This window comes from Cobetia sp. L2A1, assembly GCF_009796845.1.
GTDB lineage: Bacteria > Pseudomonadota > Gammaproteobacteria > Pseudomonadales > Halomonadaceae > Cobetia.
The window spans coordinates 2,504,493-2,530,100 of sequence record NZ_CP047025.1 but is presented as its reverse complement, the minus strand read 5'-3'; the positions used below and the strand labels follow the sequence as shown (position 1 = coordinate 2,530,100).

Sequence of the window (25,608 nt, the reverse complement as noted above, 5' to 3'; positions counted from 1 at the left end):
AATTAAGGGATTGGTGACAAGATGAAGAATACTCGTCAGGCTCTCAGAGAGTTTGGTGCCAGTTTCATGGGACCGGCATTTCTGGTGTATGCCAAGGAAGTAGAAGCGAAAGGAGCAGGGCGAGTACCGGTATGTCTGGCCCGTGAGGGTTGGTGCTTCGAGCGACTGTTGTCTCATCTGAATGCCCATGGACATATTGAGTTGGAATATGCTCCACGGTATTTGAAGGTCTCACGTACCTTGTTGTTCCGCGCAAATCTCGGTCATGATTATCTTTGGCCGTTAGCGCTTGCGAATGACTTTGAAGGGTCAATGCTGGATCTCATGCGCAAGCGATTTGGGCTTCAGATGCATGAAGCTTTCAGCGTCCTGCCCGTTGAGCTGTTACAGATGCAGATCAAGCTCCCTGAACAGCAATCAGATGCCATCATGTGGCTGGAGCCTCATGTACCAAGGCTGAAAGCCTTGGTCGCTCCCACTCTGCAGGGTGTGATGGCTTATCTGGCAGCACTGGGTTTGAAAACAGGCCCGCAGCCCATGATGCTTGACTTGGGATACTCAGGAACCATTCAGAAATTGTTGACTCGCATGTTGGAGCGTGACACGCATGGGCTTTATTACGTCACGACCAAGCAAAGTGGGAACCAGCATGGTGCAGGTGTTGCAACTCTGGAGGGTGTCTTCCGGGAGAACGCTTCATGGGGCGACGGCTTCCAGATGTTGGACCGCTCCTTGCTGTTCGAATCATTGATGACAGCGCCGCATGGCCAGGTGGTCGATGTACGCGAAGACAGCGATGGTGGCTTCGAGTTCTGCTATGGACGCCAGGCGGCGACTCAGCGACATTTCCAGGATTTACAGCAAGTCTTTGATGGTGCCATTGAGCAGGTTGCGACTTGGATGGCAGACGAGGTCACTTTTACCTCCGAAGAAGTCGAGCAGATGTATGAGAGCTTTACCACACGACAGGGAGCCATACCGCAGTGTGCCTGGCACCTGTTCTTTGTTGATGATGACTTCTCGGGTAACGGGATTCTCAATCCACTCGCCCTTTTCAACATTTGATCGAGAGGCATCATGAAAACATTCAACATCTTCAACAAGCGCAAACAAGAGGCCTTACCTGTCGTGGATCAGACCCAATTACAACAAGCTGAGGCGCTTGGTCTCTTCGATGCGGGTTGGTATCAGCAGCAATACGGCCAGAAGTTCGCAAGCTCGGCAGATGCTTTCCAGGACTATCTCCACAAATCCCGCTTTGCGCCGGTGCATCCGTCACCAGCCTTCGATGGTGAGAGCTACCATCGCATGTACATGGACGTATTCTATGACCAGCAAAGCCCACTGTTTCATTATCTGAAGAACGGCAAGCAGGAAGGGCGCCAGCATGTCCCGCTGACGCCTCGCTGGGTACCAAATTCTCGTATGCCGTTGGATATCCCTCTGTCAGAAGCCGCCAGTCAGTTGAAGATGGCCATTTGCCTGCACGTCTTTTATGAAGACTTCATTGATCGCTTTGCTGAAGCGCTAAATGATATGCCGATCAATGTTGATGTTCTGTTGACCTTGGCGGCAGGGGTCGATGAAACTCGCGCCAGGAAGACCTTTTCGCGTCATGCCTGCGTTTCCCGTGTCGAGACACGGCGGGTTCCCAACCGTGGACGTAACTTTGGTCCGCTGCTTGTCGAATACGCAGATCAACTTGAAGATTATGATCTCTTCTGTCATCTGCACTCCAAGAAATCACTGTATTCAGGGCGTGAGCAGACCCAGTGGGCGGACTATCTCACCGAGTTTCTTCTTCGCGACAAGTCTGTGGTCAAACGTGCACTGAACGCTTTCGCAGCAGATGACACCTTGGGGCTCTACTATCCAACGACATTCTGGATGATGCCAAGCTGGGTCAACCACCAGACCATGAACAAGGGCTTCATGCGTGAATGGCAGGAATCTCTTGAGATAGAGCACGTAAATGACTTCTTGAGCTACCCGGCCGGCGGTATGTTCTGGGCACGGCCGATGGCACTCAAGGGCATTGCGGATCGAGTCTGGAAGTACGAGGACTTTCCGGAAGAGCCACTTCCCAATGACGGTTCTCAGCTGCATGCGCTGGAGCGCGTGCTGGGTGCTCAGGCTGAAAATCTCGGATATCGGCAATTCTTCTATCACCCATCCAGCGGTGATTTCACGGCCGATCAGAGCTATATCACCGCTAGTTACCATGGTTCCATCGAACAGCATCTACCCGCGATCCAATCGCATCAGATCATCAGCTTCGATGTGTTTGATACCCTGGTGCGCCGTGAATTTACCGTGGCGGATTACGCCAAGCTCAAATTGGGCAAGTGGCTGGTAGAGCAAGGCGTAGTGACATCTGCCCATGACTTCGTGGCATTGCGTAACAAGGCGGAGTTCACGTTGCGCAAGCGTGCCAGCTTCCAGGGCGATATTCGTATCGATGCCATCTACGATGAACTTGCAGATGTTCTGAAGGTCACAAAAGACGTCGCACAAGGGTGGATGAAGCGTGAGTTCGAGTTGGACCTCGCGATGATTCAGCCCAAGGATGAAATGGTAGAGCTGTTCAATCATCTTGGGTCTTCCGGTCACGTCCTGTGGGTCATCTCTGATACCTACTACACGCGTGATCAGGTTGGCTTGATGTTGCGCAAGGCAGGCGTCGCTGCGGCCTATCGCCTGATGGTGTCCAGCGAGGAAGGCAAGCGCAAAGACAGTGGCACCATGTGGGCCATGGTGAAGGAAGACCTTGCCAATGAGCATGGCCGTAGTCACCTGCATATCGGTGACAATGTCGTTGCCGATGCTCAGCGTCCGGGGGATATGGGGCTTGTGTGCTTCCATATCCTGCATCCAATGGACAAGTGGCGTGCATTGGGCATGCCCGATGTCCTCAATGGTAAAGATGCCTTGGATGAAGCCCAGATTCTCAAATGGGGCGCTCTGGTGAGCCAGATCGGCCGTAATCCGTTTATTGGTGAATGATGAAAAAAGATACTTTGTACCTTCACGTTGGCTGGTCGAAGACGGGAACATCGGCAGTCCAGTCCCAGATTCAGGCACAATATGCCGACTTTCTTGACAAGGGCATTCTTTACCCTCAGTCCTTGCAGTGGCCTGATCACTCCCATCATCCTTTTGCATTGTCTTTCCAAGGTAGTGGTGCATATCAAAGTGATATGTCACCTGCCGATGCCTTGGAAAAACTGCGTATCGAAATGGAGGAGAGTCCTGCGCCTAGCGTACTGTTGTCTTCTGAACTATCACCGATGTACTTCAACAATCCTCGTTTTCGGATTTTTGTCGCGGAGCATTTTGAGACAGTCAAGGTGTTGTTCACTGTACGTCCGCAGTCTGAACTCCTGCTGTCTCTTTACAACCAGCTGGTGAAAGACCCAAATATCCGTTACGACGCTTCACTCTTTACGCTTGCGCTGAGAAATATCGGGTGGTTAAACTATCTGAACCACATTCGTCAGTGGGAAAAACATGTAGGTGAGGAAAATCTATCGGTTTTGCCCTATAGCCGTCGGGTTGTACAAGATTTCTTACAAGCATTCGATATCGAGTATCGCCAGGATGCCAGACAACTGTCTGAGACGGCTATTATCAATCCCTCGTTACCGACACGTTGTTTATTATTGGTACAGAAGTTTGGACGAGGAGCGTCCGGCAATGGTGAGTTTGCCCAAAGACGTGACAAGATTATCGCATTGTCGAAAGCAATTGATCATGAGCATGACCAAAAGATATTGTTTTCAGTTGCGGAGCAGCAAGCTTTTGATGCCAACTTTAAGCAAGGTAATGAGAAGCTGATCGAGTTGTTTGAATTGCCATCAGCAGGTCTTATCAAGACAGATTACTCTCCAATCAATGTCTTACCTGAAGATAGTCTTTCATTGGATGATTTGGCATGAAACTGATAGTACATCCGGGCCACTCCAAGTGCGGTTCTACAACGATTCAGAAGGCGATCATCAAGAACCGTAATCTCTTGGAGTCCCATGATATTATTGTGCCTGACCCACAGATGCGCACTCCGGGTGATGATGGCTTCAATCCTGGTGGTGAAACACCGCGAGCCTTTTTCCGTCATGCTATGGAACAGAAAGACTTGGCGCCTCTCAATACTGCATTAAGGCGACTGAAGAAAAAGTACGGTCATACCTCCAAGACTGTCTTGATCAGTGCCGAAAACCTGGTCAATCAATTGGCGTCACCCGCAGGCTTAAATATTCATCGCCTGGTGCGTGACACCTTCGATAGTCATGAGGTGATCTATTATATTCGCCGTCAAGATCAGTTCATCATGTCGGCCTGGCAGCAATGGGGCTACAAGAAAGGATTGACATTGGAGGCTTTCGTAAGCCAAGCGCTGAAGAACAGGAATCCCAACTATCGCGTCATTGCCAGTGCCTTCAGCAATCTCTATGGCAAAGACAATGTTACGGTAGTGCCGTTGTTGCGTGGCAGTCTGTTTGAAGGTGATCTGGTCAGTGATTTCTTTGCACGCCTCGGGATCAAGAACGGCGTCCAGAAGCCGGTAGATTCCACTGACAACAAGAGCCTGAACCCTTATCTGTGTGATGCGCTGTCCAAGGTCAATCATATCTTTCATGATATACATGACGAGACCATCAAGCATCAGCTTGAACAGTATGCGTCAGGGCATCCAGGGCTTTACCGCCGAAATGATGAATATCTTTCGTCAGCCTCCAGGCAGCGCATATTGAAAGAATATGCCAAGGATAATCAATTCATCTCTGATAACTTTATCGGTAATGATGATTGGTGCATGTATCAAGGTTCTTCAGCTTCATCTTCTTCTGACTCACTCTCTGAAGCACTTGATGTCATGACGCTGACGTTTTCAAAAATTATGAGTAAGGATTGCTGATATGCTGAATGTGACCTGGTGGAGAAGTCCGGAAGGAATGAACAACCTGGGCGACGAGATCACCTCTATCTTGCTGGAGAATCACTTTCAGGTAGAGCACTCCAAGACTAACATCTTCAATGCCGATGTGATCAGTACCGGGAGTATTCTGAACTGGGTCTACAACCGTGATGATTGGAAGCCCGGGCGTCGTCGTCTGGCTGTGGTTGGTTCCGGCTTGATGAAACCTGTCGCGAATATCGAAAAGAAGAACAAGGCGAATGATTTCCTTGATATTCATTCCGTCCGCGGTTATCTGACCAAGTCTCTGCTGGGTGCTAAGGGCAATGATGTGTCCATCGGGGACCCTGGCCTGCTGGCCTCGCTGCTGGTATCGACAAAGCCAGCCAAGAAATTCAAGTTTGGTGTGATTCCTCATCACACCAAGGTGGATGATGTGGCTTTCATCAACAAATTCTCGGCACTGGGGGATATATGCGTCATTGATTTCAGGACCAATGATCATCACGCCATCTTTACACAGATGCTGGAATGCGAAGTCATTCTCAGTCAAAGCCTGCATGGCCTTATCTTCTCTGACTCATTGGGCATTCCCAATGTCTGGGTAGATAGCGGTACTCTGCATGGCGGCGGCGAATTCAAATTTTACGATTATTTCTCTTCCATTGGCCGTGATTTTTCTCGCAAGCTGGATGTTTCCCAGAGTGACGCTCAAACCTCAATGCTTCAGGACAGCAAGATTCACGAAATGAGTCAGCTTAAGCTGCGTGAAGTCCAGTCCGACATCATTGCAGCCTTCAAGAAGGTCATTTGAGCATTGTTGGAGCAGAGCGCTTCCTGTGATTAGACGGAGTATTCGTTATCTTGTTTAAGCAAACCGTTCGCACTGGCATGAAAGTGCCCGTCAAGCACAGTTTTGAGTATGATCACGCGCTTTTCTCTCTGTCTCCCCACGAGCAGGAGCCCGCTGTGCATGTGCACAGCGGGAGCAACGTCAGCGCCTGCCTCGAAAACAACAAGGCCTTCCACTCGGAAGGCCAGTTCGTTGAAGAGATCTCGTCGCCAATCGGGACGAAAAAGTTGGCTGCCAGAATAAAAGGTGAATTGGTGCGTGTTGAGGGGCGCGTATTGGATCTTGTCACGCCTGGTTCCAATCTTTATAGCCATTGGCTGCTGGATCTGTTGCCCAAGATCAAAGTCGTCACCGAAGCGGGTTACGATGTCGCTAAGGACTTTGACAGAATCATCGTCAATTTCTATGGCAGTGCCTTCAAGAAAGAGAGTTTTCAGCTGCTCGGCATTGATGATGGCAAGGTATGGGATTACAAGACACACCCCAAGTACTTTGTGGCAGATGAGCTAGTCACGGTAACAGCTCCTCGTACGCATCTTTATACCCCGACGTGGGCGGCTGATTTCGTATGTGAGCTATTCTCTGCTGACGTCGCTGAACCGACGCCTGGAAAGATCTATATTTCACGCTCTAAGGGTAATACTCGCCGTATCTTGAATGAAGCCGTCTTTGTCGAAAAGATCGCGAAATTGGGTTACAAGACGTATTACTGTGAGGATCATTCAGTAGCTACCACGGCTGCCGTAATTCGGAATGCGACACATATCATTGCGCCACATGGCGCAGGTCTGGCAAATATCATCTTTGCCAAGCCAAAGACTCAGGTTCTTGAGCTATTTTGTGCGCACCTATCTCCGGAGTTTTACAAGATGTCACTCTCTAGAGAGCTGAATTATCGCGCGGTTCAGATTCCCGGAGCGAAGGGCGAGATGATTGATGTGGCCAAGATGGATTACGTTTCGGATCGTGAATACTACCACTCAATGAATATGTTGATTTCCCCAGCTTCTCTTGATTTTATTTAGTTTGAATAAAATGGTGAAACCATTATGAGTAAAAAAATTTACAGAGTGTGTGCTATAGCTAAAGACGAGGCTCCATATCTTGCTGAATGGGTTTTTCATCACCATTATTTTGGATTTGAAAGTATCGTTGTATATGTTAATCGTACGACAGATACATCCCTTGAAGTATTAAGAAGGTTAAGTAAAAGAGTGCCAGGGCTAGAATACGAAGTTATTGACTGGGTAGACTTCTGTGGTCCTCAAATAGGTAGTAAAATTCAAACTATAGCTTATGCCAAAGATATTGCGCGCTGTAAAGATTTGTCCGTCGATTATTGGCTTCCACTAGATATAGATGAGTTTTGGGTGCCGTCCGATTTCAAATCGAATATTCACGACCACGTATTATCCGTCTCTAACGGCAAAGACGCTATCAGCTATCCTTGGTATTGTGAGATAGGATATGATTTGCCATTCTCTGTCTTCACGCCAGAGTCAAGGTTTCATTTCGGCGCTCATGTTAAAACTCTCTCCCCTAAACCATGGGAAAGTATAAAACGTGTACGTATACATTGCCCTAAATATTTTGATTTAAAAGTTTTAAATCCAAGTGGTAGCGAAGCAATTTTCCAAAAAAATCGTCCCCAGTTACTAGAAAAAGAGAATATTGTTAAGCAATCGGCTTATATTCTGCATCGTATGAATAGATCGGAAACAGAATATTTTGCAATATTAAAAAAAGGGCAGCCTAAATCAAAGAACGATTTAAAAACAAATCGCTCAGGATATAAAGGAAGTAAAAATTCTTCACGTCGCAAATTCAATTGGCCTTTGTTAGAATATAAAAACTACATAAAAGCTCGATATGAATTTATGGATGGCCTTAGTATAGATGAGTTGGTAGATATTGATAAAGATAAAATAAAAACTAAAGCGGGTTTCGTTGTTGAAAGACTAATTTCTATGTCGAGTGGAGATGCAAAGGATAAATTGATCGCTCGCAAACTATTCTCTGGCACTTCTCATGTTAATTCTTGAGTATCTTTCTACTCATGAGGACGTTGCTACATGATTAGAAATTGGATAAGACCAATATCTAAAAGTATGGATTACTTGGATATGAAAACTTCCATTTGTATCCACATTGGCTCTCCAAAAGCAGGCTCTTCTGCGTTGCAGAATTTTATGCTGAACTCCCGCAGGCCTCTTGAAAAGCTTGGTTTCTATTACCCTGAGCATGGTATCGACAAGAACGGTGTGTCGGGCGGTCATGGTCAGCTTGGAGGAGCACTACGTGACAAGGATATCGATGGCGCCGAAGCACTGCTGAGCAAGTGGCTGACTCATGCCCGCAAGAAGGGCCTGAAGCTTGTGTTGTCGTCTGAGTCGTTTTTCAACCAGGCCGAGCCGCTTTACACCCTACTGCATGAACGCATGCAGCTGGCGCCTGAAGACATCCGTGTCATCGCTTTTGTTCGTGCTCCCATTGATTATCTAATGGGTAATCACAATCAGGGTATCAAGCGTCATGGCGAGACATGGCGGCTGTCCAATCACCTTGCTCCTGTGATGCGCAATGGCAAGCCGAGTCTGGCGGGCCTACCCTTGATTCAGTGGGCCAATGCCTTTGGTGATGATAACTGCCACTTTATGACCTATCAGAGACCTGCTGATGATGTCCCTCAGATCGAGGCCGTTTTCCTAAGGGAACTAGGCGTCGCTGCCTCTGAAATCCCGGCTCTGCTGCCTGAGAAGAAAATCACGAATCGCAGTTATGTTCGTTCTGCATTGGAACTCAAACGAATATTGAATACTGTGCTGGGCAAGCTTCCATCTGAAGTAGGGCGTGAAATCGACTGGGCGCTGCAAGGGTATTCTGATCAGCATCCAGAAGAAGATTCCTTAGGTAGCCGAGACATACCGGAGCTATTGTACAAGGACATCAATGACATGTTTCTGGCAGCCATGGAGCCTGTCATACAGCGCTTCCCGACGCTTGATCGTGCAGTGCTGTTTCCACCTCAAGAGCCAAAGAGAGTGAGAACGGCTGATTTGAACAACCCTTATCGTCCTCTGGCTTACCTGGAAGTCCATTGCGCCAAGGAATTGGCTGCCGTGAAAGAAGAGGCGTTGGCTCAATATCGTCAAGGGCGCCAAGGGTATGCTTTCCTAAAGCTTTTGGATCTATTAGGAATTGACTTTGAAGAACCTGCTGCACAGGCAGGTTTGAGCCCCCGCGCCCGTGGCATCATTGCTAGCAGTAATATGAAGGAAGCGGATCGCCTTCGCGAGCTAGGATCTTATTTTGAGCAACACGGTCTATTGGATGATGCCCTGTTGCTGCTGGAAAAAGCACGGGATAACCGTCCTAGTGGCGGTAGCATCAAGAAGCTGCAGCGCCGGGTAGTAGACAAGAAATCAGTGCTTGAGCAAGTGAACGCACCCGGCTCCGACGATGCGTAACATTGAATCCTGTATGGCATGACTGATTACTGGCAATGAGATAATGACTTCGCTCGGTGTGCCCGAGCGAAGTTTTGTCGTGTGGTCGTCTTACGGTTTTTCGCTCTCGAGCCATCTATCTTTTTGTTTCTTATCTCTCCTTTTCATCAGTCATGGAAGAAAGCGTTGCCGACACCACCGTTTCTGGAGGGATCAAAGCTTCAGTCCTCCACTACCAAAGCCCCCACCTTTCTTTCGCTGCCTCTGCATATCCGCGTACCGCGCTATCTGCGTATCGATAGCGATCTAGAGCCGCTTGACGAGGGCGAATGGCGTTCACTTTCCAGTACGCCAGCTTTTCTCTGGGAAGGTCCTCGGCCGTTGCCCGGCTGGAACATGGTCGAGATAGACATGGAGCGCTCAGTCACGGGGGCCGCTGCCGTCATTACCTTCGAGACCTCTAGCCGAATTCATACGGTGGAGCTGCCACTCCGCGCGGGGAAGATAACTCGTCGCATGTTGCGGGTCCCTCGTGGAGTGCGGCGTATCACGCTATGCCCCATTAATAGCCGTGGCACCTTTCGTCTCAAGCATTTCAGACTGGTATGGCTGACGCCCAGTTTTGCCAAGGATCGACTGGTTCAACGGTTGGTGACGGCACATCGACATTTCCGCGGTCTGCCGAAGACTGTTGTCGCACGTGCCATCCAGCAGGAAGTTCAACAGACCCATGAAAAGTGGTCAGTCGTTGCGCTTCGTCACTACGACAGCACGTTCATCAGTCTGTGCTCCAAGCACAATTATCAGCAGTGGATCGACATGGTCGAATCGCTGGGGCAAGGGCTGGTTAAAGTTGCTGGCACTGCACCTTTGACGACGGATCCCACCCCCAAAATCGTGTTCAGTTTGGGGCTGATGCTTGAGGAGGATGTCACTCGGGAAGCTTTCGACGCTAGCCTGTCAAGCCTGATGGAACAGACGTATTCACGGTGGCAACTTGTGGTAGCAGCGCCGGGCATGACGTCAGAGAACCATTCCTGGCTGGCTGCCCTTTGCGAGAGTGATGACCGCATCCTGCTATTGGCAGGTGGAGAAGTGGGTGCGTCCGAGAGCATAGCTGCTCAGCTTGAGGTCATCAGCACTGCGATGGTGGGTGACTGGATGGGGTTGTTGACGACTGGTGCCACTTTGTCGCCTGATGCCCTGATGCGCTTTGCTCATTTGTTGGGCGAGAAGCCGCAGGCGGGATTCCTGTACTGCGACGAAGACCGCCTCGATGCTTCCGGACATCGCCATTCGCCGAACTTCAAACCTGGCTGGAACCCGGATCTACTTTTGTCTACGCCATACTTGGGGCATCTTGGCCTTTGGTCTCGCGAGCAGTGGCAAGCTTGTCGTCGATCTCTCGGGAGCGAAAATATCGCTGGAATGCAGGCTACTGATCTCATTCATCAGTTGGCTCTGGAGATGATCGAGCCGGCCCACAAGAGCCATCAGACGCTGGTGTGGCGAGTCCCTCAAGTACTGCTGCATGTCCGTGATGCTAACCTCTCCTCGGCAATGGGTGACCAGGGGATACCCGAATCACGTCACCTAGCACGTGTAAGCGACTATCTAGCCCGTCAGGGGGGGGCGGCCGTCGCTGAGCCGGGCAATGTGCTGATAGAAGCCAATGATGTTGCGAGTGATACTGCCGAGAATGTGCGCGTGAGATGGCCACTGCCAGACACACCGCCTCTAGTGTCACTGCTGGTGCCGACCCGTGACGGTGTAGATATTCTCAAGCCTTGCGTCGATGCCATTCTTGACCATACAGACTATCGGCATTTTGAGCTGTTGATTCTGGACAACCAGAGTGAGTGTCCGGTAACGCTTGAGTATATGCGTGACATCGTCAAACGTGATGCGCGTGTACGTGTATTGCACTGGGATCAGCCATTCAATTACTCCGCGATCAACAATTTTGGAGCACGTGAGGCGCGTGGCGATATCATTGGGTTGGTCAACAATGATATCGAGCCGATGAATGGCGAATGGCTAACGGAAATGGTGTCGCAGGTGTGCCGTTCGGACATCGGGTGTGTCGGTGCCAAGCTCTATTATCCCAATGGGACGATTCAGCATGCCGGGGTCATTCTCGGGCTTGGCAGTATTGCCGGCCATGCGCATCGCTTCTTCCATCGTAATGAAGATGGTTTTCAGGGACGATTGAAATCGACACAGAATCTCTCCGCGGTCACCGCGGCTTGTCTGCTGTTGCGTCGCCGGGTCTTTGAAGAGGTGAACGGCCTCAATGAAGAAAAGCTTGCTGTAGCGTATAACGACGTTGATCTATGCCTCAAGGTGCGAGAAGCAGGGTATCGCAATCTATGGACACCCTACGCGGAGCTTTATCATCACGAGTCCATCTCGCGCGGAGCTGATGACACGCCGAAGAAGCGCGCGCGCTGGCTCTCCGAGTGTGAGTACATGCGCTCAACCTGGGCAGAGCAGCTGGACAATGACCCAGCCTACAATCCTAATTTGACGTTAGTACACGAGGACTTTTCTCTTCGTTAATATAATAAATATATAATGTCGTAGCTGAGTGTTGGCAAGAATATTAAAAAAGGGCAGGAAAAATTTTGATATTACCGCATCCTACTGATTGCTCGGTCCATGGAGCGTTTGCCTTTCAGTGCCAGCCACGAAGCTCGTCGAAATAGTTATTCAGATGATGTCGAATGCGCTGGACGAGTCCATGTCTCTCGACTCGAACGTCGGCTCTACCACCGCACCAAGCGAAAACTTCTCGTCGGTAGTGATCGATTTGCTTTGGACGAATACGTCCTTCGGCGCTACTTGTCTCCCGAGCAGATCGCCGGCAAGCTGCGACTCATGATCCTACTTAAGCTTGAAGGTGCCTACGTCTACCGCGAGACGGTTTCACCGTTGTCGATCGTGCAAGTGCGCAAAGAGCTCATCCATTGCCACGGCAGAGGAAATGCTCACATAAAACTCGGTGGGTGAAATAGATTGTCAGGGGGTGATTACCGACACGGTCAACATTCTTCTCCGTCCATCCGAGGTGGATAAAGGATAAATTGCCAGGGCCCTGGGAGGGTAACCTGATCAAAGGAAACCTCTCGCAGTTGGCACTCGCTCATCGTTCAGTAGTGGCTATGTAATACTGGCTAAGATGCATTATACTACTGCAAATTTTGCCGCCTGGATTCAAAGTACTCACTTACTCTATAAAGCCAGGAATTGAAAACCATTTGTATTTTTACTGTTTGAAAATTATTATTATTGTAATATTTTAAATTGGATGAAGGTGAGGATGTATGGAGCTTAATTCGAGTGCTATTCTAATAAAAATCAAAGAAGCTGTAGCAGAGGGCCAATATAATACTGCTGATAATTTAGTGTCTTCTCTTATATCTTGCGACCTTAATTCATCGGAAGCATGGCGTTTATATGTAGAAATTGAAATGCAACAAGCTAATTGGCATAATGCAAAAGTAAGAATAAAAAAAGCATTGCATGTCAACTCGAACGACCCATATCTCTATTTACTCGAAGTACGTATTGTCGATAGTTACGGAGAAAAAAAACTAGCACTAGATTGTTTGGAAAAGGCTCTCCACAACTGGCCAAATCATAGAGGTTTACAGTATGAAAAATTAAGTATTCTACAAAGTTTAGGATTAAAATCTGAAGCATTTGCTTTGATAAGAAAATTGAGAACAGAAATAGATAGCTTAAAGCCACCTTTATTGATGGCCGGGGCCAGGTTTTTCCTATCGCATCATCGCTTTCAAGTGGCGATATATTTGGTGAATTTGGCTTTAAGCCAATCGCCAAATCACGATAATGCATTAAAATTACTTCATTTAATACCTGTAAAAGCAGTTCAAGCTGCACTAAAAAGGAAGTCCTTTATTTACGCTGAGGAAAAAATATCTACAGCATTGACACTAGATAATCCTTTGCCTATTACATGGAAGTTATGGGTACTCAGCTCAATTGATCAAAAAAACTATACGCAGGCAAAGCTTCGTGGCGAAATAGCACTGAAGAAAAATCCAGATGATCCAGATATTTATAAAAATTACGCACAGGCATTACGTGAACTAGAAGAGAAAGAAAAAGCTATAAAAATATTAGACTATGCTATTAAGCGATGGCCTGGCAATCCGGGATTGCAATGTTTGTGGCTGGACTTGTTAGGACAACTAGGTATGATTACGTGTTCTCTACCAGTATTACGTCACATACACGAAAAAAAATCACATCCTAATGCTATGTTAGCGGCCGCTCGTTTCTATTTAACATGCGGTAGATTAACGGTAACTATCAATCTTCTAGACCGTTTATTGGATAAAAATCCTAATCATCTTGCTGCTAGATTGATGCGTTGGACAGCTATATCAAAGTTTTCTTCATGCTTGTTTATTAATGAATCAATAGTGTTTTGGCAAAAATATAAAAACTATGCTGTTGTAGATACTTTATCAGTTCATGAGTTGCTACATGTCGCATCGATGCTCAATGTTCATTCGTTTGACAAAAATCCTGACTTTTTAAACATATACCCAGAAATGATCGACTGTCTGATTATGAAGGCTAATTCATTCTCAGAGCAACAGATTTTTAATCTCTTGATTAAAGCTGAAGAATTAGAAAAAGATAAAGCAGTGAGGTTATTGTTAAAGCTAATATTTGTAAAAGGGCCTGTATCTTCAGATATTGCTATTAATATTATCGATAAAACTATTAATATGGTATCCGATAAGGATATAGAGCCTTACTTGTCACGCTTAACCACATTTATTCCGGATGAGGAGCGCTATTTAGTATTAGCTGAATTTGCATTGAGGCTATACGGACCTGTTATTGGTTTGCAAGTATTTCGCAAAGAAGTAAAAAAAAACCGTACTATAAAAGAGGCAATTAGACTAATACGTTATCTTCAACTCGTAGATGTGCATAATCTTGCTCTTCGATATATTAAATTTTGTAGACGACGCTGGCCCAAGGATAGTGAGTTAATATTCCTGCACGCAAAAATATTACTGGATGCAGGTTATCCTCATCTTTCTCTAGTAGTGTTGAATAATCCTATTTCCCCTAGTAAACGTATTGCTGCAATTAATCTTGTTACTCGTAGTTTGCTTCACTTAGATCGTGTAGAACAGGCTCAAGAAAAATTACAATCAGCATTAATCAAGAACACTAACTATCTGCTAATGACTAGGTTGCATGTATTATTGATGACTGGTAATGAAAAAGAAGCAAAGTTACTTATCAGTGATGTAAAATCTTCCATGACTAATAATGTAGTGTCAGACCATTTCTCTGTTTCTGTACTAGGTTCTCTTTTGAATGATTTGACCCTCTATAATAGAGAGGTGGATTCTGCATCCTTGCATGTTTTATCTAATGACTTAGTATTGCGTCATACATATCCTGCAGTCAAATGCATAAGAGGCTACGTCAGGAATAATTCAGGAACTAATACGGGTCAATGTCTTATACCACGTAATATTGTTCAGTACTGGAATACTAAAACATTACCAGCTGCTATAGTCGGGGTTATGCAAACTTGGAGAAATATTCCGAATACTAATTATGAATGTTTCAATAAGTTTACAGCGCGACTATTTTTGAAAAAGCACTATGGAACTCAATATGCTAGAGCATTTTCACTAGCAAACAGCCCTGCCGAAGAGGCTGATTTTTTCCGCCTATGCTATTTAGCAGTATTTGGTGGTTTATATGCTGATGCTGATGATCGCTATTATCGAGATTTCGATCAACTGCTTTTTAAAGAGGCGTCTCTCATCTGTTTTAGAGAAGAACATGGTGCATTAGCAAATAATGTGATAATTGCCGCGCCACAGCATCCTGCCATTATAAATGCAGCAGAAATCGCCGCTGAATCTTTGCTAGCTAGAGATAATGAGAATACTTGGCATAAAACTGGCCCTGGACTATTGACTAGAGCAGTCGCCTATTATCTGGAAGAAACAAAAAATAAAAATATTGATAAAGTTATTATACTTCCTCAATATCTTCTACGTCGCCATGTTCATATTCATATGGAGATGCCTTATAAAAAAACTAGTGCGTATTGGAATGCAAAAGACAAAAAAATGCTAGATTATAAAATATTTCTCGCTGGTTCCTCTACTGCAAGTTAACCTCACCTTCTGGATTCATAAAATAAGTGCAGCACTTTGAATCACTCGGTATAAGAAAAAAGGTTAGCACCGGCATCCTCTCTACTTTACCGACCAAAGTGAAGCAGAGCATTAGCTACCAACAGCTGACCCAGACTCAGCGATACAAGATTCATGCACGTTGTGACGTAGGATTGAGTCGACGGCAGATTGCTAATGCACTTGGCATTAATGACAGTATCGTCAAGCGCGAGGTGCGCCGATACGCAGCGACTATCTCGCGAGTGTCTAGTCATGTAGCGATCATCGTCGCCGTACTGCCAGGATGCGGTTCAAGGCTTTACCTAGGTTTTGTACGAAAAGTCATTTTTGATAATGTGGCCCATGCACATCCAGCATAGGTGCGGTATGGCAGGACGTTACGAAATCTCTGATAGCCAATGGCAGTTGATCGAAGACATTGTGTCACCAGCTCAAGCGATGGGCAGGCCCAGGAAAGACGATAGACAGATGTTGAACGGCATCTTTTGGGCTCTATGCTCTGGCGCCAAGTGGCGCGACCTTCCCGAACGTTATGGCCCTTGGAGCACTGTCTACGCCAGGTTCCGCCAATGGCGTGATGACGGTACCTTTGAGGCGGTCTTGTCGCGCCTTCAACTTCGGCTTCGCGAAGATGGCCTAATGGATCTCGAGACCTGGATGATCGACTCAACAGCCGTTCGTGCAACACGCGCCTCCGCTGGTGGAGGCAAAAAGGGGGATCTGAAGAACCCTTAGACCATGCAATGGGCCGGAGTCGTGGAGGCATCACGACCAAAATTCATTTGATCTGTGATCGCCTTGGCTGGCCCATCGCTTTCACACTGTCGGGAGGGCAAGAGTCGGATACCCGGTACTTCATGCCCACCCTGGAAAAAGTTTATCTACCGGGGAGTCTTGGTCGGCCACGAAAACGTTGCCGCTACATCGTGGCAGACAAGGGCTATGACAGTGATGAGTTGCGCCGTTACTGCGACCGCGTTCGAATCAAGCCGATCATCGCTCAACGAAGGATCAAGCGAAAACCCCGTCCAGGTCTCCCACGGGGTTTTGATAAACCTATGTACCGTCAGCGCAATATCGTGGAGCGTTCTTTCAGTTGGCTGAAAGAGTTTCGTCGTATTGCGACGCGATATGAAAAGCTGGCCCGTAGCTTTTATGCGATGGTATGCGTAGCTTGCATACGCCGCTGCCTACGAACCGACTTTTCGTACAGAACCTAGTATGATCGCCGCTGTGCCGGTCGCCTGCGTGAGGAATGGAGCCCAGAGCAGGTCAGCCATTTTATCGCGCCCTTATCCGGTATGAGCGTCAGACATCAATGGATTTATACGATGAACTGGGTTCATAAGGCTTCTAGAGGCGATCTCTGGAAGCACGTGCGCCAACCGAAACGCCGTAGTAAGCATAGTGTTCATGCCAAGAGTACTGGACTCGGCAAGGTAGCGACGCGATGCGGTATCTTGCCGAGTCGAGACCAATGACAGGTGTTTCATTGGTTACTGGGAAGGTAACACGGTGGTTAAGGGACATAAGCAATCGAGGATAATTACGCTGGTAGAGCCCCGAAGTGGCTATTCCTTGGACATACAATTGCCCAAGCTCACAGCGGAATTTATGCAACGTGCGATGGTTCGGTTACTGAAACCTCGTCGTGGTGTTGTCCAGACAAATACCTTGGATAATGGCTCGTAATTCGCCGGCCCCGAACATGTCGCGAAGGCTTTGGCAGCAAATATTTATTTCTGTGACCCCTACTACTCCGGTCAGCGAGGGACCAACGATACTACCAATGCCTTGATACGGTAATGCTTCCCCAAGGACAGACTTCCAGAAAGTCAGCAATGCTGAGCTACGTAAGGTGGTCGAGAAACTGAATGATCGGCCCCGGAGACGTCTCGGCTATCGAACATCGGCGCAAGTATCCCTGGGAGAATATTCAGGACCTTTAGATACCGCGGGTGCTGCACTTGTTGCTTGAATTCAGGTAAGAAAAGTCATTTTTGCTAATGATTGAGTCATGCACATCACCATAGGTGAGGTATATCAGAACGCTACGAAACCCCTGATCCTCAATGGTGGTTGTTCGAAGATATCGTGTCACCGGTACAATCGACGGGCAAGCCTAAGAAAAACGACAGACAGATACTAAATGACGTCTTCTGGGTTCTCTACTTGGCGCCAGGCGGCACGAACTTCCCGAGCGTTATGACCCTTGGATTACTGTTTGCATCAAGTTCCGTCAGTGGCGTGATGATGTCCTCCTTGAGGTAGTCTTGTCGCGTCTTAAGCTACGGCTTCGCAAAGGTGGTTTGATGAACCTGGGAATCTGGATGGTCGACTCGACAGCGATTCGTGCAACACGCGCCTCGACTGGTGGAGGCAAAAAGGAGCTCTGAAGAGCTTTAGATCATGCCTTGGGCCGGAGCCGTGACAACATCACATCCAAAATACATTTGATCTGTGATCGCTTGACAGGGCCATTGCCTTCACGCTTTCGGTGGGGCAAGAAGCGGATTCACGGAGCGGATGCAGAGACTGAGTGCAACATTTTCATTGGATTGAGGGTGGGGCATCATTGTGCTTTGCCATCAGTTTATTCATTACCTCAATTGGGCATTTGAAGTCGTTGCGTTTCCGAGACCGCATGTTCAACTCGAAGACAGTAACCTACATCTCTTCTAGGATGCTCAGAGGGAGATCCGTCCCCTTGGGAAGAAACTGGCGAATCAGGCCATTGATGTTCTCGTTGCTCCCCTTAGCCAGAGGCTATGAGGGTCGTAGAGGTAGATGGCGACATCAGTGTTTTGCGTGATACCGGCATGCCTGGCCATTTCCCTCCCTTGGTCATATGTCAGGGTCTTTCGTGCTACCAATGACATTCTGTTCAGTGCAGCACTGAAGTCCTCTACGGCAGAGGTAGCTATGGCATCGTACATCTTGGCCAATATCAAATAGCTGCTACTGAGCTCTACGAGAGTGCCAATCGCAGAAGCGTTGCCTTTTCTTTTGATCAAAGTGCCTTCCCGATGCCCCGGCATCTCGCGCTTGTCCACCTCGAGTGGACGGAGAAGGGGGCTGATCAGATCGAGAATCTAACCACGCCGGACCATTCCCCCACGCCGAGGTTTACGCAAGCTTTTCCATGCCGCAGACAATGGATGAGCTCTTTGCGCAGTTGCCGATCGATAGCGCATAGATCGCAGTGTAAATCGTCTCGCGGTAGACGTAGCGTCTTCAAACTTGGTTAGATTCATGTGTCGCAGCTTGCCGACGATCTGCTCTGGAAACAAGTCGTACCGAAAAAGGTTCTCGACCAGCGCGAACCGTTCGCTATCAATGAAAAGCTTTCACTTGGGGCGACAGTAGAGCCAATGTTTGAGTCGGGCTGCTTGTGCTCGTTCAGCTCGATAGCCATCACCCGAATCGCTATTTCTACGGACTTCACGGCTGATAGTAGAGGGTGACCGATCCAAGCACCGAGCAATGGCTTGCAGGCTCAATCCTTTAGATAGGCAAATCTGGATAGTGACGCGATCGGTAAGGTTGAGTTCTGTGTATGACATGAGCGCAATACCTCACAGGGAAGCTCAGGTATTGCATTCAGAATCTACGGCCGAGCCATTAAAACTCGCTGGACATGCACCAATTATTTACAGATGCCCCCATAAAATTGGGTTTCACACATGAAAACACCCGCGGGCCAGATAGCATCTGTCCTGCGGGTGTCTGTGAACTATCAGTGGTAACGCTTGCTATCAGGCAGCCTGGATGTCCAGAGTTTGCTCACGAATCGCCAGGCGTTCGCGGATTGCCATTGGTACCAGACGACGGGCAGAGATACGAGGGCGACTCATTTCGACGATACGCGTCTCGACGCTGTAAAGTGAAGTGTATTCCTCGTAATTTTCGAATGCCTGACGATCGATATAATCGATGTAGGTTTCGGCCTCAGCACCATTGGCAATGATCACTTCATGGTTTTCAGTTTCGACGTGGTAGTAAGTCACTTCCTTGGGAAGTTCACGGGCTGATACAGCGGTAATGGTTGTGCCATTGATCAGCGCGCCTGCGTTGATGACCAGGCCATCGATGATCATGCCGTGGCTGGCAGTGACGGTCAGATCCTGATTCGGCGTCCCCTGGGCAAAGGTGTTTGCCTGGATACGTACGGCCTGGAACTTGTCCTTGGCAGTCGCAGGGCGGACCGTTTGACGTCCGACCCACTTGACCGGGACGGCTGCACCGCTTGCCGTGACCACCAGATCGCCGATCTTAAGGGCTTCGACAGCGACTTCACCCTCAGGCGTCGCAATCATGGTGCCTTCTGCAAAGCAGACGAATTCGAAACCATTCTCGCCGTTGTTGAGAGAGACATCGCCTGACAGATAACCATCGGCTTCTTCCTGAGTCATCGCGATATTGGCGTTGACGGTTGTGCCCACAGTTCCCAAGACAGAGGTATTATCCGATGTAATACTCAGATAGCCCGTCTCAGCATTATAAGAATTTGCACCGTCTGCCAATGTCCAATCATCGCCATTTGTACTGAAGATGTCGCCGGCTTCCATGCCATTGACCTCGAAATTGACAGTATTCAGCACACCGATGCTCGGGGAGGAGTAGGAGAAGCTGCCATCTTCTGACCCCGAGAAGTTGACGGTGCTGGTGCTGAGACCGCTGAGAGCGCCAATAGTGCCACCGTCAAGGTTGATACTACTGCTGTCCTCAATATTGTAGGTCGTCGAGCTCCCTACGGTAAGACTCAAGAGCCCTTGATCTATATTGATCTCGCCAGCGTTGGTTGCTGTAAATGTGGGCGACGCACCTGCTTCAATCCCTAAAATACTCTCAATATCAGCAGAAATACCATCTACTATCAGCTCGGAAGACCCAAGTGCAGAGATGTTGACGGTGTTACTTTCATCTCCACCCGAGTTCCCAGAGTCGATGACTTGGGTCTGAGTGCCTGCAAGATCAAGATTGATGACAGCCATTGATATAATCCCCTTGCCTACTTTTTATGATATTCCACGCTCCCGAATACCTTGCGAGCATTCTTTATGGAGGAGCGGAACAACCCCTGAAAATTCGTGTTTTTTACGTTTAATTCTTTTTTTACCGCCAGCACTTTATTGTCCTTACGACCGAAGGCTAATCCCTGAAATGTGAAAGTTCAACATAAAAGAGCAAGAATCTTGTTTTTTTTGTGCAGGATGTACGTCATTTTGCATGAATTGTGTAAGCTTTTTGCCATAGTGAAGACGATTCATTGCAATACCATCAGTACCAGAGGAATGGTACTCAACATTTTTTAAACGTTTTTAGCGATGATACGTGTCTTGTCGCTCTCTATCTTCCTGTTGATTTCTGTCAGAATTAATAAAGAGTTGGGGTCTGGGTTGTTATTAAGTCATTGAAAATCTTAGAGCTGCTTATTGAGTGTAGCCATGTACCTCCCGAGATTTTTAACGAAGTGTTTCTTGCCAGATGGTTATGGTTTTCACTACATCGTGTCGATTTTTAGAGGATTGCCCCAGATGTGAAGATTCTAGAAGTAAAAACGTATGTCAGTTGGAAGGGCGACGAGTATTGTCTTCATGTACTGCCTGAATGGGATGTGCCTTCCGTCGTCCTGTGCAGCCGTATTCGTGACCTATCTCGTGACATCGTGATAATCGTCACTCTGATAGAAAAGTGTGTCGGCTTGACGGTCAGTATGAGGATTCGGGTTTGTCAGCCGCTATTATATAAATCAATCGGGCAGTGATCTCTTTGACAGGGCCTGCCTGAGCCCTGACGTAGCTCCACCTGTCGCATGGAGGTGGCAAAATGACGCTGCCATGCGATAGACCCGAGATTCAGAGCCGGTTTACGCTTGCCTGTAGCGCCTTTATCACCTTTTTCTCGCAAGGATCGCCATGCCACGCTCACAATTCTTGCTCAAGGCTCCTTTGTGGGGCCTTGCGCTATTCACCGGTGCCAAGTCATTCATCGCCAACCCGTTGATCGGTAGTGATCGACTCAATCGACGCGGCCTGCATACGCTGCGTGTTCGGACTGCCTCGAGAGTCATGCGCTGGCGCATGGCCATGCTCAGTCATGGCGTGCCTGCAGCAGAGCGTGAGGCGTATCTGCGTGATGGGTTTCTGCTCAAGCAGGACTTTCTGACGCCTGAGGTATTCGCGAAGTTGCGTGCCGAGCTCGAATCGGTGCATGAACACGGCCCGGGGGAAGTGCGTGAATGCTGTCAGGGTGATACGCGTACACATCGTGTACTGCTGGATCCCGAGACTCTGAGTCAGTTGCCCACTGCCAAGCAGGTGTTGGCTGATGGGCAACTCCAGCGTTTGTTGCGCTTCTGCGCCGGCCATCGTCGTCTGCCCATCGTGCATCTCGAGAAAGTCTTCAATGGTGCCCGTGAGAGTGATGAGGCGGACCCGCAGAAGTCTCTGCATGTCGATACCTTCCAGCCGACCATGAAGTTCTGGCTCTATCTGGAAGACGTCAGTGAGCACAACGGGCCTTTCATGTTTGTGCCGCAGTCCACCCAGCTGAACACGGGGCGACTGGAGTGGGAATATCACATGAGTCTGACAGCGCGTGAGCATGCCAATCGCTATACCCAGCGCGGCTCCTTCCGGGTGGAGGAGGGGGCACTGGCTCAGTTCGGCCTCAATGCGCCCACGCTGTTCAAGGTGCCGGCGAATACGCTGCTGATCGCCGATACCTTTGGCATGCATGGTCGTGGGCCTGCCGAGGCGGGAAGTTCGCGCCTGGCGCTGTGGGGCATGAGTCGCACGACACCCTTCCTGCCGTTGCCGGGCCTGGGCGGAGAGTGGCTCAATCGCTTGCAGTATCGTGTTCTGAAGGCAGAGCGTGCGCGAGATGACAAGCGTGCTGCAGCGCGCGGCGTCGAGTCTTCCTGGCATGTCGTGCCCCGCGAGTCCTTGCGTGAACAGGATATGACCTGATGACGTCTGATGCTTCACCCCTGGAAGGCGTGCGTTGGGTTGCGCTCAGTGATGGCGCTCGGCCGACCGAAGATATCTACTTTCTGGAATCCGCTGCTCCAAGGATGAGAGAGCAGGGTGCCGTCATTGAACGCTTCGAGACGCGTCGATATCGCTTGCCGGCCCGCCTGGCGTTGCGGCGACTCGCGGGGGCCAATCTGTTGATCGTGCGTTCGCTGGGCGAGCGCTGGGTGCGCTTGATCGAGCGGCACCGTGAGCGTTTCGGCCGTATTGTCTATCTCATCGATGATGACCTCGGCGCCGTCACTCGCACGTCGGGGCTGCCTGATGCCTATGTCTCACGCCTGAGTGGTTTGGCGGCGCGTCAACCCAGGTTATTGGCACTGGCAGATGAAGTAGTCGCCTGCTGTGACGCGCTGGTGGCTCAGTTGGCGAGGGAGCATGCCAATGTCTCGTTGCTTACGCCTCCCATGCTGTCATCGCCCGATGAACTGTCGCATTTCGCTGAGGTGCAGTGGTGTATCGGCTACCACGGCACTCGCGCGCACCGTGATGACATCGCACATCTGGCGCCGGCGCTTTCGGCCGTCATGCAGGGGCATCAAGACATACAGCTTGAAGTCATGATGGGACGTCACCTGCCCGAGGCACTGTTAGATATCCCGCGTCTCACCGCACCGGACGCCATGCCCTGGCAGGAATTTCAGCACTATCAGGCGACGCGTCGGCTTCAGATCGGGCTGGCTCCCTTGCTCGATACGCCGTTCAATCGTGGCAAGTCGTGGATCAAGTTTCTCGATATCGCCGCGATGGGCGGCGTGGGTATCTATAGCCGTCGCGCGCCCTTTACCGAGATTGTCGAGCATGGAGTGGATGGCCTGCTGGTCGGGGATGATCCACAGGAGTGGCAGGCGGCGATCGAGCGGTTATTGACGGATCGCGAGGCGACGCGCGAGATGGCGGCGCGTGCTCAGCAAAAAGCCAGATGCATAGGCAGCCCTGACACATGTGCTGACTTTTGGGCCCGAGGAATGTGACCAGAGATGGCGATGACAACTTCAATGCCAACTATGCGTTGATGACAGCCCGCTCAATTCTGCATTTGTGACTGGTAGACTGGTGAGAATTCATTACGCTCATCATTAGCGCTTCATGAAAAGTAGATGCGCGGCAACGCGTCAGGCCCTCTCAGAACGAGCGCCGATCATGACATCAATACCCCTCATTGGCCCCCAGAGCCAAGCGTGCCGGGACCATGAATGCCTCGAGTAAAGGAGACTGTCATGACTGCCTTCCCGACAACATCCCACTGGATCGTGCTGAGCGATGATGCCTTGGCATTGGAAGACATCTACTTCTTTCTGCCTGCCATGACGGCATTGCGCAAGGAAGGCACGCGTGTCGAGCGCTTTGAAACGCGCCGTTGGAAGTTCTCACCCAAGATGGCGAATGCACGGTTGGCGGGTGCTTGCCTGTTGATCGCGCGTTCGCTGAAGCCAGAATGGATCGACATGCTGGAGGCGCACCGTGAGCAGCATGGTCGTATCTGTTATCTGCTGGATCAGGACTTTTGTGGCCAGGAGTCACGCGAGGGTGGAGTGGAATCCGGCGCCAGTGCTGCCAACAGCGACATGCAGCGGCGACTGATGGCACTGGCGGATGAAGTCGTCGTGGTCAGTCAGCAGCTGGTCAGTGCCTTGGCGGGTCAGCATCCCATGATCAGCTTGCTGACACCCCCCATGATTGGCAGCTTGCCAGACCTGCATCACCTTGAGGCGGAGGATTGGTGTGTTGGTTTCCATGGCACTCTCGCGCATCGCGAAGACATCGTGGCCTTGGCCCCGGTATTGCGCGCCATTCAGGCATGCCATGAAGAGACCGAGATCGAGCTGATGATGGGGCGTCATCTGCCGCTGGCATTGACGGAGATTCCTCGGCTCAAGACGATGGAGGCGCTTGGCTGGGAGGCGTTTCAGGATTACTGCGCACGGCGTCGGATCGCGATTGGTCTGGCACCATTGATGACGGGTTCTACCAATCATGAAATGTCTTGGCTGCGCTTTCTGGATATCACCCGCATGGGCGGTGTCGGCATCTACAGTCGTCGCGCGCCCTTCATTGACTTGATCGAGGACGGCGTGGACGGCCTGTTGGTCGAGGATGACCCAGCGCAATGGATAGCGGCGCTCGAGCGGTTGCTGGGTGATCGCGATGCGACACGCGCGATGGCGCATAACGCGCAGCACAAGGCACATGAGGTGGGAGACCCGCTGCGAGTGCTGGATTTCTGGCGTGCCCGTAGCAGTGTCGTGCGTTCGCGCTGAGCTGGGCTGGACCCCATGCGAGGTCTTGCCCGATAGTTCATTGCAGGCTGTTCATTGTAGAGAGTTGATTGTCATTGCTCTGTAAACACAGGCGCCGTACATCCCCATGATGTGCGGCGCTGTTGTATGCTGGCGATGCCATCCTTGCCATTGGAGTTCTGCATGCCCGCCTCGGATATTCCCCCCTCTGCTTCTTTTGAACCTGCGTCCTCTGAACCTGGTGCGCGAGCCGCGATGCGTGATCAGATGCACGACAATAGTCAGCGCCTGGCGAGCCCCGCCGTGGCGCGCAATCGTGATGTCATTCTCGAGGTGCTGCGAGAGGTATTGGCTGAGGCGGGCCAGGTATTGGAGCTGGCCAGCGGCAGTGGTGAGCACGCCGTACACTTCGCGCACGGCCTGCCGCATCTTGAGTGGCAGCCGACTGACGCCAGCCCACGCGCCCTGGAGTCAATTGCGGACTGGCGCACGGAAGCTGACCTTGCCAACCTCAAGGCACCGATCGAGCTGGACGCGATGGGTACCTGGCCGGTACTTGCGTGTGATGCGCTGGTCGCGATCAACCTGATCCATATCTCGCCCTGGCGTGTCACCGCAGAGTTGATGCTGCAGGCAGGGCAGTTGTTGCCCGCGGGCGGAGTGCTCTATCTGTATGGCCCTTACAAGCGCAATGGCCAACATACCGCGCCCAGTAACGAAGGCTTTGACGTTCAGCTGAAAAGCCGCAATCCGCTGTGGGGCGTGAGAAATCTTGAAGCGGTGATCGAGGAGGCAGAGCGCAATGGCTTGCTGCTCGACAAGGTGATCGAGATGCCGGCCAACAACCTGAGTGTCGTCTTCACGCGCCGTTCGTAATGACGAGGCAAATCGTAATATCCGAGCAGCGAATGTCGCGG

17 protein-coding genes and 2 pseudogenes are annotated in these 25,608 nt (G+C 49.8%); 17 read left to right on the top strand and 2 right to left on the bottom strand.

Annotated features, from left to right (window positions below; translation table 11 throughout):
* Positions 1–21: 21 nt before the first annotated feature.
* The 13 genes and pseudogenes from GQR90_RS10850 to GQR90_RS17815 all read left to right on the top strand — a co-directional run.
* Entirely contained in the window at positions 22–1,065 is a 1,044-nt protein-coding gene (locus tag GQR90_RS10850; RefSeq protein ID WP_158774126.1) for an HAD family hydrolase, read from the top strand.
* A 12-nt stretch (positions 1,066–1,077) separates the two neighbouring features.
* Positions 1,078–3,003, top strand: coding sequence for a rhamnan synthesis F family protein (locus tag GQR90_RS10845; protein WP_158774125.1), 1,926 nt, complete (start codon positions 1,078–1,080; stop codon positions 3,001–3,003).
* The gene (locus GQR90_RS10840; protein WP_158774124.1) at positions 3,003–3,935 is read left to right on the top strand and encodes a hypothetical protein; all 933 of its coding nucleotides are present in this window, start codon (positions 3,003–3,005) and stop codon (positions 3,933–3,935) included. The genes GQR90_RS10845 and GQR90_RS10840 overlap by 1 nt, the downstream gene beginning before the upstream one ends.
* Positions 3,932–4,915 carry a hypothetical protein gene (locus GQR90_RS10835; protein ID WP_158774123.1) on the top strand — a complete coding sequence of 328 codons (984 nt, stop codon included), beginning with the start codon at positions 3,932–3,934 and terminating at the stop codon, positions 4,913–4,915. The genes GQR90_RS10840 and GQR90_RS10835 overlap by 4 nt, the downstream gene beginning before the upstream one ends.
* Before the next feature lies 1 nt (position 4,916).
* Positions 4,917–5,729, top strand: a complete 813-nt coding sequence (locus GQR90_RS10830; RefSeq protein ID WP_158774122.1) for a polysaccharide pyruvyl transferase family protein — start codon at positions 4,917–4,919, stop codon at positions 5,727–5,729.
* 50 nt (positions 5,730–5,779) lie between these two features.
* Positions 5,780–6,793 (top strand): glycosyltransferase family 61 protein, encoded by a 1,014-nt coding sequence (locus tag GQR90_RS10825; RefSeq protein ID WP_158774121.1) that lies wholly within the window; start codon positions 5,780–5,782, stop codon positions 6,791–6,793.
* A gap of 24 nt (positions 6,794–6,817) precedes the next feature.
* Entirely contained in the window at positions 6,818–7,810 is a 993-nt protein-coding gene (locus tag GQR90_RS10820) for a glycosyltransferase family 2 protein (RefSeq protein ID WP_158774120.1), read from the top strand.
* Positions 7,811–7,891: 81 nt separating this feature from the next.
* A complete protein-coding gene (locus GQR90_RS10815) occupies positions 7,892–9,235 on the top strand; it encodes a hypothetical protein (RefSeq protein WP_158774119.1) in 1,344 nt (447 codons plus the stop codon).
* A 165-nt stretch (positions 9,236–9,400) separates the two neighbouring features.
* Positions 9,401–11,773 (top strand): glycosyltransferase family 2 protein, encoded by a 2,373-nt coding sequence (locus tag GQR90_RS10810; RefSeq protein ID WP_158774118.1) that lies wholly within the window; start codon positions 9,401–9,403, stop codon positions 11,771–11,773.
* Positions 11,774–12,537: 764 nt separating this feature from the next.
* Positions 12,538–15,396, top strand: a complete 2,859-nt coding sequence (locus tag GQR90_RS10805) for a tetratricopeptide repeat protein (RefSeq protein ID WP_158774117.1) — start codon at positions 12,538–12,540, stop codon at positions 15,394–15,396.
* A 26-nt stretch (positions 15,397–15,422) separates the two neighbouring features.
* On the top strand, positions 15,423–15,776 hold the full coding sequence (locus GQR90_RS10800; RefSeq protein WP_158774116.1) for a helix-turn-helix domain-containing protein: 354 nt from the start codon (positions 15,423–15,425) through the stop codon (positions 15,774–15,776).
* A gap of 7 nt (positions 15,777–15,783) precedes the next feature.
* A protein-coding gene (locus tag GQR90_RS10795) for an IS5 family transposase (RefSeq protein WP_158774115.1) occupies positions 15,784–16,637 on the top strand; the annotation gives its coding sequence in 2 pieces (ribosomal slippage) (positions 15,784–16,126 and positions 16,126–16,637; 855 coding nt in all).
* Positions 16,633–17,395, top strand: a pseudogene (locus GQR90_RS17815) (IS30 family transposase); the annotation flags it as partial. The gene GQR90_RS10795 and the pseudogene GQR90_RS17815, both read left to right, overlap by 5 nt.
* A gap of 572 nt (positions 17,396–17,967) precedes the next feature.
* Here GQR90_RS17815 and GQR90_RS10790 read toward each other — a convergent pair.
* Together GQR90_RS10790 and GQR90_RS10785 are read right to left on the bottom strand one after the other, a co-directional pair.
* Positions 17,968–18,980 (bottom strand): annotated as a pseudogene (locus GQR90_RS10790) (IS30 family transposase).
* 192 nt (positions 18,981–19,172) lie between these two features.
* On the bottom strand, positions 19,173–20,411 hold the full coding sequence (locus GQR90_RS10785; RefSeq protein WP_158774114.1) for a Hint domain-containing protein: 1,239 nt from the start codon (positions 20,409–20,411) through the stop codon (positions 19,173–19,175).
* A gap of 924 nt (positions 20,412–21,335) precedes the next feature.
* Here GQR90_RS10785 and GQR90_RS10780 point away from each other — a divergent pair.
* From GQR90_RS10780 to GQR90_RS10765, 4 genes are all read left to right on the top strand, one after another.
* A complete protein-coding gene (locus tag GQR90_RS10780) occupies positions 21,336–22,388 on the top strand; it encodes a phytanoyl-CoA dioxygenase family protein (RefSeq protein WP_158774113.1) in 1,053 nt (350 codons plus the stop codon).
* A complete protein-coding gene (locus tag GQR90_RS10775; protein ID WP_158774112.1) occupies positions 22,388–23,425 on the top strand; it encodes a glycosyltransferase in 1,038 nt (345 codons plus the stop codon). The genes GQR90_RS10780 and GQR90_RS10775 overlap by 1 nt, the downstream gene beginning before the upstream one ends.
* A gap of 246 nt (positions 23,426–23,671) precedes the next feature.
* Positions 23,672–24,712 carry a glycosyltransferase gene (locus GQR90_RS10770; protein WP_158774111.1) on the top strand — a complete coding sequence of 347 codons (1,041 nt, stop codon included), beginning with the start codon at positions 23,672–23,674 and terminating at the stop codon, positions 24,710–24,712.
* A 234-nt stretch (positions 24,713–24,946) separates the two neighbouring features.
* Entirely contained in the window at positions 24,947–25,567 is a 621-nt protein-coding gene (locus GQR90_RS10765) for a DUF938 domain-containing protein (protein ID WP_233266233.1), read from the top strand.
* Positions 25,568–25,608: the final 41 nt, after the last annotated feature.

What these genes read in the sequence shown, in the direction of transcription:
- GQR90_RS10820 (WP_158774120.1), top strand. Translation starts at nt 6,818, where the DNA reads ATGAGTAAAAAAATTTACAGAGTGTGTGCTATAGCTAAAGACGAGGCT.
- GQR90_RS10835 (WP_158774123.1), top strand. Translation starts at nt 3,932, where the DNA reads ATGAAACTGATAGTACATCCGGGCCACTCCAAGTGCGGTTCTACAACG.
- GQR90_RS10815 (WP_158774119.1), top strand. Translation starts at nt 7,892, where the DNA reads ATGAAAACTTCCATTTGTATCCACATTGGCTCTCCAAAAGCAGGCTCT.
- GQR90_RS10830 (WP_158774122.1), top strand. Translation starts at nt 4,917, where the DNA reads ATGCTGAATGTGACCTGGTGGAGAAGTCCGGAAGGAATGAACAACCTG.
- GQR90_RS10770 (WP_158774111.1), top strand. Translation starts at nt 23,672, where the DNA reads ATGACTGCCTTCCCGACAACATCCCACTGGATCGTGCTGAGCGATGAT.
- GQR90_RS10765 (WP_233266233.1), top strand. Translation starts at nt 24,947, where the DNA reads ATGCGTGATCAGATGCACGACAATAGTCAGCGCCTGGCGAGCCCCGCC.
- GQR90_RS10845 (WP_158774125.1), top strand. Translation starts at nt 1,078, where the DNA reads ATGAAAACATTCAACATCTTCAACAAGCGCAAACAAGAGGCCTTACCT.
- GQR90_RS10840 (WP_158774124.1), top strand. Translation starts at nt 3,003, where the DNA reads ATGAAAAAAGATACTTTGTACCTTCACGTTGGCTGGTCGAAGACGGGA.
- GQR90_RS10785 (WP_158774114.1), bottom strand. Translation starts at nt 20,411, where the DNA reads ATGGCTGTCATCAATCTTGATCTTGCAGGCACTCAGACCCAAGTCATC.
- GQR90_RS10850 (WP_158774126.1), top strand. Translation starts at nt 22, where the DNA reads ATGAAGAATACTCGTCAGGCTCTCAGAGAGTTTGGTGCCAGTTTCATG.
- GQR90_RS10805 (WP_158774117.1), top strand. Translation starts at nt 12,538, where the DNA reads ATGGAGCTTAATTCGAGTGCTATTCTAATAAAAATCAAAGAAGCTGTA.
- GQR90_RS10780 (WP_158774113.1), top strand. Translation starts at nt 21,336, where the DNA reads ATGCCACGCTCACAATTCTTGCTCAAGGCTCCTTTGTGGGGCCTTGCG.
- GQR90_RS10775 (WP_158774112.1), top strand. Translation starts at nt 22,388, where the DNA reads ATGACGTCTGATGCTTCACCCCTGGAAGGCGTGCGTTGGGTTGCGCTC.